The organism is Vibrio sp. 5S239, from assembly GCF_041439575.1.
Classification (GTDB): Bacteria; Pseudomonadota; Gammaproteobacteria; order Enterobacterales; family Vibrionaceae; genus Vibrio; species Vibrio kanaloae.
This window is the reverse complement of the sequence record NZ_JBGOOM010000016.1, coordinates 25,851-43,373: the sequence shown is the minus strand read 5'-3', so window position 1 is coordinate 43,373 and position 17,523 is coordinate 25,851. Positions and strand designations below refer to the sequence as shown.

17 protein-coding genes are annotated in these 17,523 nt (G+C 45.3%); 12 read left to right on the top strand and 5 right to left on the bottom strand.

All coding sequences use genetic code 11. From position 1 onward, the window contains the following. The first annotated feature begins 11 nt into the window (after window positions 1-11). The 11 genes from ACED48_RS13360 to ACED48_RS13310 all read left to right on the top strand — a co-directional run bounded on the left by ACED48_RS13360 (window position 12) and on the right by ACED48_RS13310 (window position 10,360). Window positions 12-401 (top strand): F0F1 ATP synthase subunit I, encoded by a 390-nt coding sequence (locus ACED48_RS13360; RefSeq protein WP_010433210.1) that lies wholly within the window; start codon window positions 12-14, stop codon window positions 399-401. An 8-nt stretch (window positions 402-409) separates the two neighbouring features. Beyond that, on the top strand, window positions 410-1,207 hold the full coding sequence (gene atpB, locus ACED48_RS13355) for a F0F1 ATP synthase subunit A (protein ID WP_009848124.1): 798 nt from the start codon (window positions 410-412) through the stop codon (window positions 1,205-1,207). Window positions 1,208-1,256: 49 nt separating this feature from the next. Continuing rightward, window positions 1,257-1,514, top strand: a complete 258-nt coding sequence (gene atpE / locus ACED48_RS13350) for a F0F1 ATP synthase subunit C (protein WP_004411110.1) — start codon at window positions 1,257-1,259, stop codon at window positions 1,512-1,514. A 58-nt stretch (window positions 1,515-1,572) separates the two neighbouring features. Next, window positions 1,573-2,043, top strand: a complete 471-nt coding sequence (gene atpF, locus ACED48_RS13345) for a F0F1 ATP synthase subunit B (RefSeq protein ID WP_032547868.1) — start codon at window positions 1,573-1,575, stop codon at window positions 2,041-2,043. A 15-nt stretch (window positions 2,044-2,058) separates the two neighbouring features. After that, on the top strand, window positions 2,059-2,592 hold the full coding sequence (atpH, locus tag ACED48_RS13340) for a F0F1 ATP synthase subunit delta (RefSeq protein ID WP_017055452.1): 534 nt from the start codon (window positions 2,059-2,061) through the stop codon (window positions 2,590-2,592). A gap of 13 nt (window positions 2,593-2,605) precedes the next feature. Continuing rightward, window positions 2,606-4,147, top strand: coding sequence for a F0F1 ATP synthase subunit alpha (atpA, locus tag ACED48_RS13335; protein ID WP_004735737.1), 1,542 nt, complete (start codon window positions 2,606-2,608; stop codon window positions 4,145-4,147). A gap of 48 nt (window positions 4,148-4,195) precedes the next feature. After that, on the top strand, window positions 4,196-5,062 hold the full coding sequence (gene atpG / locus ACED48_RS13330) for a F0F1 ATP synthase subunit gamma (RefSeq protein WP_017055451.1): 867 nt from the start codon (window positions 4,196-4,198) through the stop codon (window positions 5,060-5,062). A gap of 51 nt (window positions 5,063-5,113) precedes the next feature. Continuing rightward, on the top strand, window positions 5,114-6,517 hold the full coding sequence (gene atpD / locus ACED48_RS13325; RefSeq protein WP_009848119.1) for a F0F1 ATP synthase subunit beta: 1,404 nt from the start codon (window positions 5,114-5,116) through the stop codon (window positions 6,515-6,517). Between the two features lie 18 nt (window positions 6,518-6,535). Next, window positions 6,536-6,958: a F0F1 ATP synthase subunit epsilon gene (locus ACED48_RS13320; RefSeq protein ID WP_017055450.1), complete on the top strand. Its 423-nt coding sequence runs from the start codon at window positions 6,536-6,538 to the stop codon at window positions 6,956-6,958. A 183-nt stretch (window positions 6,959-7,141) separates the two neighbouring features. Further along, complete coding sequence (gene glmU / locus ACED48_RS13315; protein ID WP_017055449.1) at window positions 7,142-8,503, top strand: bifunctional UDP-N-acetylglucosamine diphosphorylase/glucosamine-1-phosphate N-acetyltransferase GlmU; 1,362 nt, start codon at window positions 7,142-7,144, stop codon at window positions 8,501-8,503. A gap of 222 nt (window positions 8,504-8,725) precedes the next feature. Beyond that, a complete protein-coding gene (locus tag ACED48_RS13310) occupies window positions 8,726-10,360 on the top strand; it encodes a sensor domain-containing diguanylate cyclase (protein WP_050546265.1) in 1,635 nt (544 codons plus the stop codon). 84 nt (window positions 10,361-10,444) lie between these two features. On the opposite strand, the gene punC is transcribed toward ACED48_RS13310, so the two are convergent. Beyond that, window positions 10,445-11,656, bottom strand: coding sequence for a purine nucleoside transporter PunC (gene punC, locus ACED48_RS13305; RefSeq protein ID WP_017055447.1), 1,212 nt, complete (start codon window positions 11,654-11,656; stop codon window positions 10,445-10,447). 163 nt (window positions 11,657-11,819) lie between these two features. Here punC and punR point away from each other — a divergent pair, with 163 nt between their 5' ends. After that, a complete protein-coding gene (gene punR / locus ACED48_RS13300) occupies window positions 11,820-12,734 on the top strand; it encodes a DNA-binding transcriptional activator PunR (RefSeq protein ID WP_017055446.1) in 915 nt (304 codons plus the stop codon). Between the two features lie 100 nt (window positions 12,735-12,834). On the opposite strand, the gene ilvA is transcribed toward punR, so the two are convergent. From ilvA to ilvM, 4 genes are read right to left on the bottom strand one after another with little or no spacing between them, the layout of a single operon-like run. After that, window positions 12,835-14,379 carry a threonine ammonia-lyase, biosynthetic gene (gene ilvA / locus ACED48_RS13295; RefSeq protein WP_017055445.1) on the bottom strand — a complete coding sequence of 515 codons (1,545 nt, stop codon included), beginning with the start codon at window positions 14,377-14,379 and terminating at the stop codon, window positions 12,835-12,837. 3 nt (window positions 14,380-14,382) lie between these two features. Beyond that, window positions 14,383-16,224 carry a dihydroxy-acid dehydratase gene (ilvD, locus tag ACED48_RS13290; protein WP_017055444.1) on the bottom strand — a complete coding sequence of 614 codons (1,842 nt, stop codon included), beginning with the start codon at window positions 16,222-16,224 and terminating at the stop codon, window positions 14,383-14,385. Window positions 16,225-16,257: 33 nt separating this feature from the next. Beyond that, window positions 16,258-17,226, bottom strand: a complete 969-nt coding sequence (locus ACED48_RS13285) for a branched-chain amino acid transaminase (protein ID WP_017055443.1) — start codon at window positions 17,224-17,226, stop codon at window positions 16,258-16,260. A gap of 12 nt (window positions 17,227-17,238) precedes the next feature. Further along, a complete protein-coding gene (ilvM, locus tag ACED48_RS13280; protein ID WP_017055442.1) occupies window positions 17,239-17,523 on the bottom strand; it encodes an acetolactate synthase 2 small subunit in 285 nt (94 codons plus the stop codon).

Genomic DNA, 17,523 nt, shown 5'->3' with positions numbered 1-17,523 from the left:
GGAACGAATACATGGTAGCGGCGTTAGCAAGACCAGGACGAGTGCTTGCAAAGCAAATGTTATTGATCGAGCTTAGCGCGGTTATATTAGTGGCAATAGGGTTAGGTTTAGCTGTTAATCCTGATTGGGGTTTTGCTGCATTGGTCGGTGGCGGTATTTTTGTCATTGCTAATGTGGTTTTTTGTGTGTGTGCTTTCCTATTTTGTGGAGCTCGCGCAACTAAGTTAGTTGCGGCGTCGTTCTATGCAGGCGAAGCTCTAAAAATCTTAATCACAGTTCTACTATTCTCTATTGTCTACATGTATATGCAGGTGGAATTAATTCCCCTCAAACTGACCTATTTACTGGTTCTAGGTATTAATATCTTTGCGCCAGTGCTTTTCATTAACAATAAAAAATAGGATGAGTTATGGCTGCGCCAACAGCATCCGGATACATTGAACACCATTTACAAAACCTCTCTTTAGCTAAGTTTGGTCTTGTAGAGGAAACAAGTTTCTGGAACGTACATATAGACAGTCTGTTTTTTTCGGTGTTGACAGGGATGTTATTCCTTTGGGTTTTTCGCTCAGTCGCTAAGAAAGCAACAGTAGGTGTACCTGGTAAGCTTCAGTGTTTTGTCGAAATGGTAGTGGAATTCGTTGGCGACAACGTTAAAGAAACTTTCCATGGTCGCAACCCTCTGATTGCCCCACTCGCACTGACTATATTCTGCTGGATTATTATTATGAACTTGATGGACTTAGTGCCAATCGATTTCTTACCATATCCAGCAGAGCATTGGTTAGGTATCCCTTACTTGAAAGTGGTTCCTACAGCTGATGTAAATATAACTATGGCAATGGCTTTGGGTGTTTTTGCTCTGATGATCTACTACAGCATCAAAGTGAAAGGCCTAGGCGGATTTGCTAAAGAATTGGCACTGCATCCATTTAATCACCCAATCATGATCCCATTTAACTTGGTACTTGAGGTAATTTCGTTATTAGCGAAGCCACTATCTCTAGGTATGCGTTTATTTGGTAATATGTTTGCGGGTGAGGTGGTGTTTATTCTTATCGCGGCAATGCTACCGTGGTACTTACAATGGGTAGGTGCACTACCTTGGGCTATCTTCCATATCTTAGTTATTTTGATTCAAGCGTTTGTTTTCATGATGTTGACAATCGTTTACTTATCAATGGCTCATGAAGATAGTGATCACTAAAAAATTTTTAAGCTTTATTCTAACTATTAATGTTAATCGGAGAACGTAAATGGAAACTGTACTAAGTTTTTCAGCAATCGCTGTTGCTATTATTGTTGGTCTTTGTGCCGTAGGTACTGCAATTGGTTTTGCTATTCTTGGTGGTAAATTCCTAGAAGGCGCTGCGCGTCAACCTGAAATGGCTCCAATGCTACAAGTTAAGATGTTCATCATCGCTGGTCTACTGGATGCTGTTCCAATGATCGGTATCGTAATCGCACTACTATTCACGTTTGCTAACCCATTTGTTGGTCAACTAGCAGGCTAATTAGCTTTTAATAGTTAATTAAATTTTTGTAGTTGATTCTTAACGAGGGGTAGCTGTTGTGAATATGAACGCAACTCTGCTGGGTCAAGCAATTGCTTTTACACTGTTTGTTTGGTTCTGCATGAAATATGTATGGCCGCCAATCATGCAAGCAATTGAAGAACGTCAGAAGAAAATTGCTGACGGTCTTGTAGCCGCTGAGCGCGCTGCTAAAGACTTGAACCTGGCACAAGCCAACGCTTCTGAGCAAATGAAGGAAGCGAAGCGCACTGCAACTGAGGTTATTGAACAGGCAAATAAACGTAAAGCTCAAATTATTGATGAAGCTCGCGAAGAGGCTCAGGCAGAACGCCAGAAAATCTTAGCGCACGCTGAAGCAGAACTTGAAGCTGAACGCACACGTGCCCGTGATGACCTGCGCAAACAAGTCGCAACTCTGGCTATAGCTGGTGCTGAGAAAATCCTTGAACGTACAATCGATAAAGATGTACACGATGATCTTCTTAACAACATTACTGCAAAACTTTAAAGCAAGGGGCTGTATATGTCTGATTTGACTACAATCGCACGCCCCTATGCTAAAGCAGCGTTTGACTTTGCGGTAGATAAAGGTGAGCTAGACCAATGGGGTCAGATGCTTACTTTTGCTGCCGAAGTGGCACAAAATGATGATGTTCATAATTTATTAAGCAGCTCTATGACTGCTGAAAAATTAGCTGAAATATTCATTGTAATTTGTGGCGAACAATTTGATGAATTCGGTCAAAACTTGATTAAAGTGATGGCTGAAAATGGTCGTTTAATGGCCTTTCCTGATGTGTGTAAACAGTTCTTATTGCTCAAACAAGAGCATGAAAAAGAGATCGACGTTGAAGTAACTTCAGCGGTTGAGCTTTCTAAAGAACAACGTGCAGATATCAGCAGAAAATTGGAACAGCGCCTAGCGCGCAAAGTTCAGCTGAATTGCAGTATAGATGAGACTCTACTTAGTGGAGTTATTATTCGAGCCGGAGACCTAGTCATCGATAACTCAGCGCGCAGTCGTCTTGACCGCCTGAGCGATGCATTGCAGTCTTAATGGGGATTGGAGCATGCAACTTAATTCCACTGAAATTAGCGACCTAATTAAACAACGTATTGAATCTTTCGACGTTGTTAGTGAAGCTCGCAATGAAGGTACTATCGTTTCTGTAAGCGATGGCATCCTTAGCATCCACGGCCTAGCGGACGTGATGCAAGGTGAAATGATCGAACTACCGGGTGGCCGTTACGCGCTAGCACTAAACTTGAACCGTGATTCGGTTGGTGCTGTTGTAATGGGCCCGTATGCTGACCTACAGGAAGGCATGAAAGTTACAGGTACTGGTCGTATTCTTGAAGTACCAGTAGGTCCTGAAATGCTTGGTCGTGTTGTAAACACGCTAGGTGAGCCAATTGATGGTAAAGGTCCTATCGAAGCGAAACTAACTTCGCCTGTAGAAATTATCGCACCAGGTGTAATCGACCGTAAATCGGTAGATCAACCTGTTCAAACTGGTTACAAGTCAGTTGACTCAATGATCCCTATCGGTCGTGGTCAACGTGAACTAGTAATCGGTGACCGTCAGACTGGTAAAACAGCAATGGCGATCGATGCGATTATCAACCAGAAAGACTCTGGTATTTTCTCTATCTACGTAGCTATCGGCCAAAAAGCGTCGACTATTGCTAACGTAGTTCGCAAACTAGAAGAGCACGGCGCACTGGCTAACACTGTTGTTGTTGTTGCATCTGCTTCTGAATCTGCTGCGCTGCAATACCTTGCACCGTATGCTGGTTGTGCGATGGGTGAATACTTCCGTGATCGCGGCGAAGATGCACTGATTGTTTATGATGATCTATCTAAGCAAGCGGTAGCTTACCGTCAAATTTCACTACTACTTAAGCGTCCACCTGGCCGTGAAGCGTTCCCTGGTGATGTTTTCTACCTTCACTCTCGTCTACTAGAGCGTGCTGCTCGTGTAAGCGAAGCATACGTAGAAAAGTTCACTAACGGTGAAGTGACAGGCAAGACTGGTTCTTTAACTGCTCTTCCTATCATCGAAACGCAAGCTGGTGACGTATCTGCATTCGTACCAACGAACGTAATCTCGATTACTGATGGTCAGATCTTCCTACAAACTGAACTATTCAACGCGGGCGTACGTCCAGCTGTTGACCCTGGTATCTCAGTTTCTCGTGTAGGTGGTTCGGCGCAGACTAAAATCATCAAGAAGCTATCTGGCGGTATCCGTACTGCTCTAGCTCAATACCGTGAACTAGCAGCATTTGCACAGTTCTCATCGGATCTTGATGAAGCGACCAAAAAGCAACTAGACCACGGTCAAAAAGTTACAGAACTGATGAAGCAGAAGCAATACGCTCCTATGTCTGTATTTGACCAAGCTCTAGTAATCTTCGCTGCAGAGCGTGGATACCTTCAAGACGTAGAGCTGTCTAAAGTTCTAGATTTTGAAGCTGCTTTACTGTCGTTTGCTCGCGGTCAATACGCTGATCTAGCAACACAGATCGACGCAACGGGTGCTTTCAACAAAGAAATCGAAGCTGAGCTGAAGAAGCTTGTTGACGATTTCAAGGCAACCCAGACCTGGTAATTGGTAGGTGGTCTTAGGGCCACCTCATACCATTAACGGAGAGTAACGATGGCCGGCGCAAAAGAGATACGTAATAAAATCGGTAGTGTTAAAAGCACACAGAAGATTACGAAAGCAATGGAAATGGTAGCAGCTTCGAAAATGCGTCGTTCTCAAGACGCAATGGAAGCTACTCGTCCATATGCAGAAACAATGCGTAAAGTGATCGGTCATTTGGCTAATGGTAGCCTCGAGTATAAGCATCCTTATCTTGAGGAACGTGAAGCCAAACGTGTTGGTTACATCATCGTTTCTACAGACCGTGGTCTTTGTGGTGGTTTGAACATTAACTTGTTCAAAAAAGCTATGAACGACATGAAAGATTGGTCTGAGAAAGGTGCTGATGTAGAGCTTGCAATTGTAGGTTCTAAAGCAACAGCATTTTTCAATAACAGCGGCGCGAAAGTAGCAGCTCAAGTTTCTGGTCTGGGTGATCGCCCAAGCCTTGAAGACTTGATTGGCTCTGTAAGCGTTATGCTGAAGAAATATGATGAAGGCGAGTTAGACCGCCTGTTCGTAGTGTTCAATAAGTTTGAAAACACTATGGTACAAGAACCAACGATCGATCAATTACTTCCTTTGCCTAAATCAAATAGCGAAGAAATGAAACGCGATCATGCTTGGGACTATATTTATGAGCCTGAGCCAAAACCACTACTAGATGCATTATTAGTTCGCTATGTCGAATCTCAAGTGTATCAAGGTGTGGTAGAGAATCTTGCTTGTGAGCAAGCGGCTCGAATGATTGCAATGAAATCAGCAACAGATAACGCTGGTGACATTATTGATGACTTAGAACTTGTGTATAACAAAGCGCGTCAAGCGGCAATCACACAAGAACTTTCTGAGATCGTTTCAGGCGCATCAGCAGTTTAATCGCTTATTCGGTTTAAGCTTAGGTAAAACTAAATAGTTAGAGGATTAACGATGGCTACAGGTAAGATCGTACAGATCATCGGTGCGGTAGTCGACGTAGAGTTCCCACAGGGCGAAGTACCTCGTGTATACGATGCTCTGAATGTTAATGAAGTGAAAGAGCGTCTAGTTCTTGAAGTTCAGCAACAACTTGGCGGTGGCGTAGTTCGCGCAATCGTAATGGGTAGCTCTGATGGTTTACGTCGTGGTTTGACAGTTGAAAATACTGGCGCTCCAATCTCAGTACCAGTAGGTACTAAGACATTGGGTCGTATCATGAATGTCCTAGGGGACGCGATTGATGAGTGTGGTGAAATTGGTGCTGAAGAGCATTACGCCATTCACCGTGAAGCTCCAAGCTACGAAGAGCAGTCTAACGAGACCGCTCTTCTAGAAACTGGTGTTAAAGTAATCGACTTGATTTGTCCATTCGCTAAGGGTGGTAAAATCGGTCTATTCGGTGGTGCTGGTGTAGGTAAGACCGTTAACATGATGGAACTTATCAACAACATCGCACTTCAACACTCAGGCCTATCTGTATTTGCAGGTGTAGGTGAGCGTACTCGTGAAGGTAACGATTTCTACTTTGAAATGCAGGAAGCCGGTGTTGTAAACATCGAAAAACCTGAAGAATCAAAAGTAGCGATGGTTTACGGTCAGATGAACGAGCCACCAGGTAACCGTCTACGTGTTGCACTGACTGGTCTAACAATGGCTGAGCGTTTCCGTGACGAAGGTCGTGACGTTCTACTGTTCGTTGATAACATCTACCGTTATACACTAGCAGGTACTGAAGTATCAGCACTTCTAGGCCGTATGCCTTCTGCGGTAGGTTACCAACCTACACTAGCTGAAGAAATGGGTGTTCTACAAGAGCGTATCACGTCAACTAAAGCTGGTTCTATCACGTCTGTACAGGCGGTATATGTACCTGCGGATGACTTGACTGACCCGTCTCCAGCAACAACGTTCGCTCACTTGGATGCAACGGTTGTACTTAACCGTAACATCGCATCTATGGGTCTATACCCAGCGATCGACCCGCTAGATTCTACTTCACGTCAACTGGATCCATTGGTAGTTGGACAAGAACACTACGACATCGCTCGTGGCGTTCAGTCTACTCTTCAGCGCTACAAAGAGCTGAAAGATATCATTGCTATCCTAGGTATGGATGAGCTATCTGAAGAAGATAAGCAAGTTGTATCTCGTGCTCGTAAGATTGAGAAGTTCCTAACTCAGCCTTACCACGTAGCGGAAGTATTTACAGGTGACCCAGGTGTTTACGTACCTCTTAAAGAGACTCTACGTGGCTTCCAAGGTCTTCTATCTGGTGAATACGATGACATTCCAGAGCAAGCGTTCATGTACTGTGGTGCAATTGACGAAGCTATCGAGAATGCTAAGAAGCTATAAGGCTAACTAGGAGGCGATATGGCAGCAATAACCTTTCACCTAGACGTTGTAAGTGCCGAGAAGCAAATTTTCTCTGGTCTTGTTGAGACGTTTCAGGTGACCGGTAGTGAGGGTGAACTTGGTATTTTCCATGGTCATACTCCACTGCTGACCGCTATCAAGCCTGGTATGGTGCGTATTGTTAAGCAACACGGCCACGAAGAAATTATTTATGTTTCTGGTGGTATGGTAGAAGTTCAGCCTGGTACAGCGACTGTACTAGCTGATACAGCTATCCGTGGTGAAGAGCTAGACGCAGCAAAGGCGGAAGAAGCTAAACGCAAGGCTGTGGAGAATATCCAAAATCAGCATGGCGACATAGACTTCGCACAAGCGGCCGGTGAACTGGCTAAAGCCATTGCTCAGTTACGAGTTATCGAACTGACAAAAAGGCGTCGTTAATCTTTTATAAGATTATCGATTCTGAGATAAAGGCGACCTAAGGGTCGCCTTTTTGTATTTTGGATATCTCAAAAATGCTCCGTTTACGTATAAGTACTGGTTAAATTGCTATTGCGATTTAATTCGTAAGCCAAAAACGGTTACAATATCGGCTTAATAAAAAAAATGTTGGATAGGTTTACAATGAAGTTTAGCGCAGTAATTCTCGCAGCGGGCAAAGGTACTCGCATGTATTCAAATACACCAAAGGTTCTGCATACACTTGCGGGCAAGCCAATGGTGAAACATGTTATCGATACCTGTAATGGTTTAGGTGCTCAAAACATCCATTTGGTCTACGGTCATGGTGGTGAGCAGATGCAGGCGACTCTAGCTGAAGAGTCTGTGAATTGGGCTCTGCAAGCCGATCAGTTGGGTACAGGTCACGCGGTGGATCAAGCATCTGCGCACTTTGCTGATGATGAAAAGGTACTAGTGCTGTACGGAGATGTGCCACTCATCTCGCCTGAAACTATTGAAAACCTATTAGACGCTCAGCCAAATGGTGGTATAGCACTACTTACCGTCGTTCTTGATAACCCAATGGGTTACGGTCGTATTATTCGTCGAAATGGTCCTGTAGTCGCTATTGTTGAGCAAAAAGATGCAACTGATGAACAGAAGCTTATCAAAGAGATTAATACCGGAGTGATGGTTGCTACTGGCGGTGATCTGAAGCGTTGGTTATCTGGCCTAAGCAACGACAACGCCCAAGGTGAATACTACCTGACTGACGTTATTGCAGCAGCTCACGATGAAGGTCGTGCGGTTGAAGCCGTGCATCCGATAAGTCCAATTGAAGTTGAAGGCGTTAACGACCGTTCTCAATTGGCTCGTCTAGAGCGAGCTTATCAAGCTGAGCAGTCTGATAAACTATTGAAACAAGGTGTTATGTTACGCGATCCAAGCCGCTTTGACCTACGCGGTGAACTGCAGTGCGGTATGGATGTTGAAATCGACACCAACGTTATTATTGAAGGCAGCGTAAGCATTGGCGACAACGTGATTATTGGTACGGGCTGTGTATTGAAAGACTGTGAAATTGATGACAACACCGTAATTCGTCCATACAGCGTAATTGAAGGTGCGACCGTTGGTGAAGACTGCACAGTTGGTCCTTTCACTCGTCTGCGTCCTGGTGCTGACATGCGTAACGATTCGCATGTAGGTAACTTTGTTGAAGTGAAGAACACTCGTCTTGGTGAGGGTTCTAAAGCTAATCACCTTACTTACCTAGGTGATGCGGAAATCGGTCAACGTGTCAATGTTGGTGCGGGCGCTATCACTTGTAATTATGATGGTGCAAATAAGTTTAAGACCATCATTGGCGATGACGTGTTTGTTGGTTCTGATAGTCAGTTGATCGCACCTGTGATTATTGGAAACGGCGCCACTGTTGGTGCAGGCTCGACGGTAACACGTGATGTTTCTGAAAATGAACTTGTTATCAGCCGCGCTAAAGAACGTAAGATAGCTAACTGGCAGCGTCCGGTTAAGAAAAAATAGTCGCTCAGTTTTGTTATTAGTGAAGTAATGAGAGCCAGTAGCTTAGCTACTGGCTTTTTTGTACCAGGTACTCATAGTTAATGAAACAATCTATTTGATGATTGTGTTTTTTAAACTGGTTGTTAATCTTCGAATATTACTCGGTGTGTTTAAGGTTGGTTTTTTGTGAGGCTGGTTGAAAAGAAATGGCAAACGTTGCCGATAATTATTTTATCTTTTTCAATGTTAATAGGCCTGTATGGTTTTTATATAACCTTGGAAAAGCTGGTGGTTGAGAATGAGCGTGACCATTTGGTTTCTCTAATGTCAGATGTTATTTATGAAATTCGTGAAGACAGCGAGCTATTTACGTCTGATATGGATGTCGATGATTACATTGGCAATCTGACTCAAGCCAATACACGATTAAGAATTCAGGTTATTAATCTTGATGGTGTCGTGATTGGTGATACGGATCTGTCTGACCATGCATTGGCTAGAGTTGAAAATCATGGTAACCGTCCTGAATTCAAACAAGCACTTCAACAAGGCACGGGCAGTGATGTGCGCTTTAGTACCGTAACCTCAGTAGACCGAATTTATTATTCAATGAAAGAGAGTGTTAACGGGCAAGATTTCGTTGTGATAATTTCTTTGCCAATGCACCAACTTAAGCAGATGAATTTCCAATTAATGGGAATTCTAATTGGTATGGTATTGCTGAGCTTGAGTTTTTTGATTGGTACGTCTTATGTGAGCAACCGTCAAATCGTTCATAAAGTGGAAGAAGAGCAAAAGAAACAAGACGAGCGTATTCGCCAAAGAACCCATGAAATCGAACTGATGCACCGTCTAGCGAATATGCTTGCAGCGTGTAATAACATGGTGGAAGCCCAGCAGATTGTCTCTGATATTTTGCCGAGAATTTTAGGTAACGTGAACGGCAGTGTTTCTTTGATGAGGGCATCTCGAAATCAACTGATTACGCAACTTGATTGGGGAGATATATGGCCAGGAAGCGCAAGCTTTGCCCCTGAAGAATGCTGGTCGTTACGTAAAGGACGGGCTCACTTGTCTAATAATGATTTCCACTCATTGAGCTGTGGCCATATGCATGAAATGGACAACAACCAAACCCTCTGTATCCCGTTGACTGCACACGGTAATACTATTGGTATAATGCATCTTTACTTTGGTCAGGGCGACATCAAAATTGACCCGATTACCGAACAGTTAGCTTTTAGTGTTTCAGAACATCTCGGTTTAGCGTTGGCTAATCTGAGCCTGCAAGAGAAGTTGCGTTCACAAGCCTTAAGCGACCCATTAACCGGCTTATTCAATCGTCGTTTCTTTGATCAGAAGTTAGAAGAGCACTCAATGAATTCAGCCACCAGCGATCAACCTTTGTCGCTATTGATGCTCGATTTAGATCACTTCAAACGTTTCAATGATAATTTTGGTCATGATGCGGGTGATTTCGTCTTAAAAGAGATCAGCACGCTGCTCAAACAAAGTGTGAGTGACGATGAGATAGCCTGCAGGTTGGGGGGGGAGGAGCTCGCAGTATTGCTTCCGCACTATTCTATGCAACAAGCGACGGAATTTGGTCAGACACTGTGTGATGCCGTGCGTTCTATGCACCTTGAACATAAAGGGCTTTCACTAGGTCAGTTAGGTGTTTCAATTGGTGTCGCTATGTACCCTAAGCCTGCATCTAATACCGAGTCTTTGGTGAAGATGGCAGATAAAGCGCTCTACATGGCGAAAGATATGGGACGTAGCCGAGTGGTTAACTATGATGAATACAGTCGTCATAAAGCGCCAGCACTAGAAGTTGCCGATGGTGAAGAGGTTTCGACGTCGTTACCAAAACAGTAAGTTGATATTAAGCGTAGGTATAAAAAAGAGCGAGTCATCTCGCTCTTTTTGGTTTTTATTAAGCTAGAAGCTAGAAGCTAGAAGCTAGTCTTGCTTCTCTTCTGTGACGACGCGAGAGTTATCCGGCGTTGCAAAGTGTTCTGATAGCTCTTTGTTCGAAACAATATAGCCAATCCACAGTGCTCCCAAACAGATCACAACTGCGATACCTGTGGCGCTTAACGCTTGGCTAGCCATTGCTGCAACTAGTGCGCTTGAGAGGCCACTTATAGTAATTTGCAGGCTGTTTTGTAGACCCGCCGCTGTTGCCGGGCTTTGCTTAGCACTTGATAGCGCACGGTTTACTACGATTGGGTAAAGTGCACCATTCGCTATAGCAATCAAACAGAAAGGTGCTAATAGAGGCCAGATTGATGTCAGTTCCCACTGTGATGCGATAAAGATTAGCATCGCAGCAACACTGAACAAGCCAATAAGGTTTCTTAGTACCAAACCATCGCCGTATTTCTTCACAGCTTGTTTGCCGAAATAACCACCCGCCATGAATGCGATTGTCTGTGGAATAAAGCTAAGACCGATGTCTTTTGCTTCATAACCTAGTTGAGCCATGATCTCTGGCATACCAGTTAGATAAGCGAAGAACGCCGCCGAAGCCGAAGCAAACATCAGCACATTACCCATGTAAGGCTTTGATTTAAGCAACATCTTGATGTCTGTTTTGACCGATGTTTGTTTGACCTCAGGTGCTTCTTTTGGTTGAGCCATTGTCGTTACTGCTAACAATGCACCCATCAAGGTTAATGTGATGAAGATACTGTGCCAACCAAAGTTGTTCGCGAGTAATACACCTAATTGAGGTGCTAATGCTGGAGATAGCGCCACTAAAGGCATGATGGTCGCAAAAATTTGTTGGCTACTGCTCTGGGAGTAGCGCTTGATAACCATTGCTTGCCAAATTACAGCGGGAGCGCACACCCCGATCGCTTGAATGAAGCGCAGTGTCAGTAGGTGCCAGACCTCAGTACTGAACGCTAAGCCGAATGAGGCAATAGTGAATAGCATTAAGCCAACGGCTAACGTATTGCGATGACCGTACTTGTCGCTCGCGAGTCCCCACAGAAGTTGACCCATTGCCATACCGCCAAGAAACACGGTTAACGACAATGCGATCTGTTCTGGGCCTGTTGCGAAATCGATCTCCATCGCCTTAAATGCAGGAAGGTACATATCGGTCGCAATAAAACCAAGCATTGAGAGAACTGCAAGGTAGACCAATTGAAATTTAGAAATATTCATAAAATGCCATTAAACTAAAAGTAGTGGTGTTTTTATCATCAAAAAAATTGTTTGATATAAAGGACTGAAAGCCCCTGTTTATTAATCATTACATTCTATTTTTCAAAACTGATAAAATAAAACGCTAAAATATGTAGTTATCAATCAAAAAATTTGAAGGCTTATGTTCTCTAAATCCTCTTTAGAAATGCTCGATACGGTTGCCCGCTTAGGCAGTTTTACTGCTGCGGCACAGCAGCTGCACAAAGTGCCATCAGCGATCAGTTATGGGGTTAGACAGGTCGAACAAGAATTGGATGTTTTACTTTTCAGACGCTTACCGAGAAAGGTTGAACTGACGCCTGCTGGTGAACTGTTCATTGAAGAGGCTCGTGCGTTGCTGAGGCAGATGGAAGAGATTAGTGCTCAAACTCGACGAGCTGCTCGTGGCTGGAAGAAGACCCTGCGCCTAACGCTCGATAATGTGGTTAAGCTCGACAAAATGAAGCCGATGATTGAAGCGTTCTATCAAACGTTTGAGTTTGCCGAACTTCAGATCAACATGGAGGTGTTCAACGGCTCTTGGGAAGCGATAGCACAGGGCAGGGCGGATATCGTGATTGGTGCCACTTCCGCGATTCCTGTTGGTGGTGACTTTGAGGTCAAAGACATGGGGCGCTTAGACTGGGCATTTGTGATGTCACCAAGTCACCCGTGTGTGCGAGAGCAAAACCTTAATGAAGAATTCGTTAGCCAGTATCCAGCAATATGTTTGGATGATACCTCTAGTGTGTTACCTAAGCGACACACCGGGCACTATGCGAGTCAGAGACGTCTTCTATTACCTAATTGGTACAGTGCGATTGAGTGCCTTAAGAACGGTGTTGGAGTGGGCTACATGCCAAGACATATCGCTGCGCCTATTATTGAGCAGGGTTTGCTGGTGGAGAAGATCTTGCCAGAACCAAGCCCACAGAGCCATTGCTGTTTGGTTTGGCGAAAAGACGACAACCATAAATTGATCGAATGGATGGTCAAATATCTAGGATCAAGTGAACAGCTTCACCAAGATTGGTTGGATCATCGTAAGGCGATCTAATGATCTGTTTACAAGAAGATCCTTTTCAAGCTTGAGCTGAGTCAGCACCAATAAAAAGAGCGAGTAAATACTCGCTCTTTTTTGATTCGGTCGTTAACTCTTAAGACAAGAAGAACTTGTAGGAAGGGTTATCGGTTTCATCTTTACACTGATAACCAAGCTCTCGGAGGTGTGTCGAGAACTGAGCTAAATCATTATCACCTAGTTCAAAGCCACACAATACACGACCGTAATCGGCACCGTGGTTACGATAGTTGAACAAGCTGATGTTCCAGTGGGTACCTAAGGTATCAAGGAACTTAATTAAGGCACCTGGGTATTCCGGGAACTCAAAACTGTATAGGCGCTCTTTCAATGTTTTTGATGGTTTACCGCCAATCATATAACGAATGTGCAGTTTTGCCATCTCATCATCAGATAGATCGACAACTGGGTAGCCACCTTCTCGTAGGTCATTGATGATGTGTTCGAGTTCTTCTTGGCCACCTTGCAGACGTACACCAACGAAGATATTCGCGAGGCTTTCGTCGTTGTGGCGGTAGTTAAACTCAGTCACCGCTCGACCACCAATAATATTACAGAACTCTAGGAATGCCCCTTGTCGCTCTGGAATCGTCACAGCAAGTAGACCTTCTCGCTTCTCACCCAGCTCACAACGTTCAGAGACATAACGCAGACCGTGGAAGTTGGTGTTAGCACCAGACAGTACCGTTGCCAATTGCTTGTCTTGCAGTTGGTTCTGCTCAGCAAACTTCTTCAAGCCAGCCAGAGCAAGCGCTCCTGAAGGTTCAGCAATCGCACGAGTGTCTTCAAAGATGTCTTTCACCGCCGAGCAGATCTCATCACTAGAGACGGCAATGTGGCCATCGATGTACTGCTGACATAGGCGGAAGGTCTCTTCACCAATGCGTTTAACCGCAACGCCATCGGCAAACATGCTGACCTGATCCAGTACTACAGGTTCACCAGCATCGAGAGCCGCTTTCAAGCAAGCCGAATCTTCTGGTTCTACTGCAATGACTTTAATCTCTGGCATTAGCTGTTTTACCAATACAGCAACACCCGCAGCTAAGCCACCACCACCAACCGGCACAAAGATGTAATCCATGTGACCATTCTGTTGAAGCATTTCCATGCCCATGGTGCCTTGGCCTGCAATCACCAGCGGGTGATCGAAAGGAGGTACAAAGGTAAAGCCATGTTCAGCAGAAAGACGCTCGGCTTCTGCCTTGGCTTCATCAAAGTTGCTGCCGTGCAGAACCACGTTACCGCCAAAGCCACGTACCGCATCAACCTTGATATCTGGCGTGGTTTTTGGCATCACAATCGTGGTCTGAATGCCCAGTTTAGAACCAGACAGCGCCATACCTTGAGCGTGATTACCCGCTGATGCAGCAATTACTCCAGCAGCTTTTTGTTGATCTGAAAGACTTGATACCATGTTGTAGGCACCACGCAGCTTGAACGAGTGGACTGGTTGACGGTCTTCTCGCTTTAGCTGAACCTGATTACCGATACGAGCGCTTAGACGTGGCATATCTTGTAGAGGTGTTACGATTGCCGCTTCGTAAACGGGGGCTCTCAAGATCTGACGCAGGTAATCTGCGCCAGTTTGTTGTTGGGGGCTGACCGAGTCATCACTCATAGATTAGCCCTCAAGCTTAGACTTATCACGAACAGCGCCTTTGTCGGCACTGGTCGCCATGCTTGCGTAAGCCTTCAGTGCGAAAGACACTTCACGCTGACGGTTTTCTGGTTTCCAGCCTAGTTCGTCTTGTTTAACACGACGCGCTTCAAGTTCAGCTTCAGGTACATCAAGTGTGATTGAACGGCTTGGGATGTCGATAGTGATGATGTCGCCAGTATTCACTAGGCCAATTACACCGCCACTGGCTGCTTCTGGAGAAGCGTGACCGATAGACAGACCCGATGTGCCACCAGAGAAACGACCATCTGTTAGCAGTGCACAAGACTTGCCTAGGCCCATCGATTTTAGGTAAGTGGTTGGGTAAAGCATTTCTTGCATGCCCGGACCACCTTTAGGACCTTCGTAACGAATAACAACCACTTCGCCCGCTTTTACTTTGCCGCCTAAGATGCCATCAACGGCACTGTCTTGGCTTTCAAATACGATAGCAGGGCCTTGGAATTTAAGGTTTTCTTCATCAACACCCGCAGTTTTAACGATACAACCATCAACGGCGATGTTACCTGAAAGTACCGCTAGGCCACCTTCTTGGCTGAATGCGTTCTCTTTGGTACGAATACAACCATCGACGCGGTCATCATCAAGGCGATCCCAACGGCAATCTTGTGAGAATGCCTTGGTAGTACGGATACCAGCAGGGCCAGCGCGGAAGAACTTAAGCACGGCTTCGTCTTCTGTCTGCATGATGTCGTATTGAGCAAGTTGCTCTTGCATGCTTAGACCAAGAACGGTGCGAGTTTGGTTGTTCAATAGACCGGCACGATCAAGCTCACCTAAGATAGCCATTACGCCACCAGCACGGTGAACGTCTTCCATGTGGTATTTAGGTGTTGAAGGCGCAACCTTACATAGGTGTGGAACGCGGCGAGACATCTCGTCGATATCACCCATATCAAAGTCAATCTCACCTTCTTGAGCTGAAGCCAATAGGTGAAGAACGGTGTTACTAGAACCGCCCATTGCGATATCCAGTGCCATCGCGTTTTCAAATGCTGCGCGGTTAGCAATATTGCGCGGCAGTGCTGATTCGTCATCTTGCTCGTAATAACGCTTAGTTAGCTCAACAATGCGCTTACCTGCATTGATGAATAGCGCTTCACGATCGGCGTGCGTTGCTAGCATAGAACCGTTACCAGGTTGAGATAGGCCAAGTGCTTCGGTTAGACAGTTCATTGAGTTTGCCGTGAACATGCCTGAACAAGAGCCACAGGTAGGACACGCAGAACGCTCTACTTGCTCACTTTGCTCATCAGAAATCGTTGGATCGGCACCTTGGATCATTGCGTCAACAAGGTCTAGCTTGATGATCTGATCTGAAAGTTTGGTTTTACCCGCTTCCATTGGACCGCCAGATACAAAGATCACTGGGATGTTAAGACGCATTGCTGCCATCATCATTCCCGGAGTGATTTTGTCACAGTTAGAGATACACACCATCGCATCCGCACAGTGCGCATTGACCATGTATTCTACTGAGTCTGCGATAAGCTCACGTGATGGCAGTGAGTACAGCATGCCGCCGTGACCCATTGCGATACCATCATCAACTGCGATGGTGTTGAATTCTTTAGCGATACCGCCCGCTTTCTCGATTTCACCCGCAACCAGTTGCCCCATGTCTTTAAGATGAACGTGGCCTGGTACGAATTGAGTGAAAGAGTTTACAACCGCGATGATTGGCTTACCGAAGTCATCATCTTTAACGCCAGTTGCACGCCATAAAGCGCGCGCACCAGCCATGTTGCGTCCGTGGGTAGTTGTTGCTGAACGATAGATTGGCATTGCTTAAATCCTTATAAAATATTTGGCTGTTGCTTACTGATTTGCTTGTGTTTGGTTTGCTGAAGTGTGGTCTGCTGGATAAACGTAATCTAACCAGCCCCACTTATCTTCAGTGGTCCCATTGAATAGACCAAAGTAAGCCGCTTGAACTTTTTCAGTGATAGGGCCGCGTTTTCCTTCACCTACTGTAATTTTGTCTACGCTGCGAACCGGAACGATCTCTGCAGCTGTGCCTGTCATGAATACTTCATCGGCAAGGTATAGCGCTTCACGAGCAATGTTCTCTTCACGGATCTCATACCCCATGTCTTTTGCTAGTGTCATGATCGAATCACGAGTGATACCCGGCAGAATTGCGCTGGTCGCTGGTGGTGTCGATAGCACGCCATTACGTACCACAAAGATGTTCTCACCTGCGCCTTCAGAAAGATAACCATCGACACTTAGCGCGATACCTTCATCGTAACCATGACGACGCGCTTCACCACCAACCAGTAGTGAAGATAGGTAGTTACCACCGGCTTTTGCTGCGGTTGGGATGGTGTTTGGCGCTGCACGGTTCCAGCTAGAAATCATCGCATCAACGCCATTTTCTAGCGCTTCTTCGCCTAGATAAGAACCCCAAGGGAAAGCAGCGATGATCAGTTCCATCTCAGTGTTTTCTGGAGGGCATACGCCCAAGCCCACGTTACCGACAAAACCGAGAGGGCGGATGTACGCTGACTCTAGTTTATTTTGACGTAGCGTTTCGCGAGTCGCTTCCATAATTTCTTCCTCAGTGTAAGGAATCGGGAAGCGGTAGATTTTTGCTGAGTCTTTTAGGCGCTTAGCGTGCTCAGGGTGACGGAAAATAACCGGCCCCTTTGGTGTGTTGTAGCAACGAACACCTTCAAATACAGAAGTACCGTAGTGCATTGCGTGAGTCAGGACGTGAACGTTCGCCTCGGCCCAAGGAACCATCTCACCGTTAAACCAAATATAGTCTGCCGTTTTAGCTGTCATGTTTGCGGTTCCTTATGCGTTTATCTTTTGTTGTAAGTTGTTGTTTGGCAATTCATTACGGCTGATTGAGATAACGTCAACGGTACGCACATCCCACAGCTTTTCGATTTGATTGACTAAGAAAGATATCGGACGGTCACTGTCGACAATGATCTCAACACTTGCCACTTTGCTTTCGTGGTTTTGAGTGCCCGCGACTTGCTTAACTATAAAGCCACGGTGGCGGATAACACGAAGAACACGCTCTAGTAGTACAGGCTTATCATCGGCTTTGATGTCTAATAGGTATCTTTTCAT

Excerpts from the sequence above, each read along its gene's own strand:
- ACED48_RS13360 (WP_010433210.1), top strand. The coding sequence starts at position 12 with ATGGTAGCGGCGTTAGCAAGACCAGGACGAGTGCTTGCAAAGCAAATG.
- atpB (WP_009848124.1), top strand. The coding sequence starts at position 410 with ATGGCTGCGCCAACAGCATCCGGATACATTGAACACCATTTACAAAAC.
- atpE (WP_004411110.1), top strand. The coding sequence starts at position 1,257 with ATGGAAACTGTACTAAGTTTTTCAGCAATCGCTGTTGCTATTATTGTT.
- atpH (WP_017055452.1), top strand. The coding sequence starts at position 2,059 with ATGTCTGATTTGACTACAATCGCACGCCCCTATGCTAAAGCAGCGTTT.
- atpA (WP_004735737.1), top strand. The coding sequence starts at position 2,606 with ATGCAACTTAATTCCACTGAAATTAGCGACCTAATTAAACAACGTATT.
- atpG (WP_017055451.1), top strand. The coding sequence starts at position 4,196 with ATGGCCGGCGCAAAAGAGATACGTAATAAAATCGGTAGTGTTAAAAGC.
- atpD (WP_009848119.1), top strand. The coding sequence starts at position 5,114 with ATGGCTACAGGTAAGATCGTACAGATCATCGGTGCGGTAGTCGACGTA.
- ACED48_RS13320 (WP_017055450.1), top strand. The coding sequence starts at position 6,536 with ATGGCAGCAATAACCTTTCACCTAGACGTTGTAAGTGCCGAGAAGCAA.
- glmU (WP_017055449.1), top strand. The coding sequence starts at position 7,142 with ATGAAGTTTAGCGCAGTAATTCTCGCAGCGGGCAAAGGTACTCGCATG.
- ACED48_RS13310 (WP_050546265.1), top strand. The coding sequence starts at position 8,726 with ATGTTAATAGGCCTGTATGGTTTTTATATAACCTTGGAAAAGCTGGTG.
- punC (WP_017055447.1), bottom strand. The coding sequence starts at position 11,656 with ATGAATATTTCTAAATTTCAATTGGTCTACCTTGCAGTTCTCTCAATG.
- punR (WP_017055446.1), top strand. The coding sequence starts at position 11,820 with ATGTTCTCTAAATCCTCTTTAGAAATGCTCGATACGGTTGCCCGCTTA.
- ilvA (WP_017055445.1), bottom strand. The coding sequence starts at position 14,379 with ATGAGTGATGACTCGGTCAGCCCCCAACAACAAACTGGCGCAGATTAC.
- ilvD (WP_017055444.1), bottom strand. The coding sequence starts at position 16,224 with ATGCCAATCTATCGTTCAGCAACAACTACCCACGGACGCAACATGGCT.
- ACED48_RS13285 (WP_017055443.1), bottom strand. The coding sequence starts at position 17,226 with ATGACAGCTAAAACGGCAGACTATATTTGGTTTAACGGTGAGATGGTT.
- ilvM (WP_017055442.1), bottom strand. The coding sequence starts at position 17,523 with ATGAAAAGATACCTATTAGACATCAAAGCCGATGATAAGCCTGTACTA.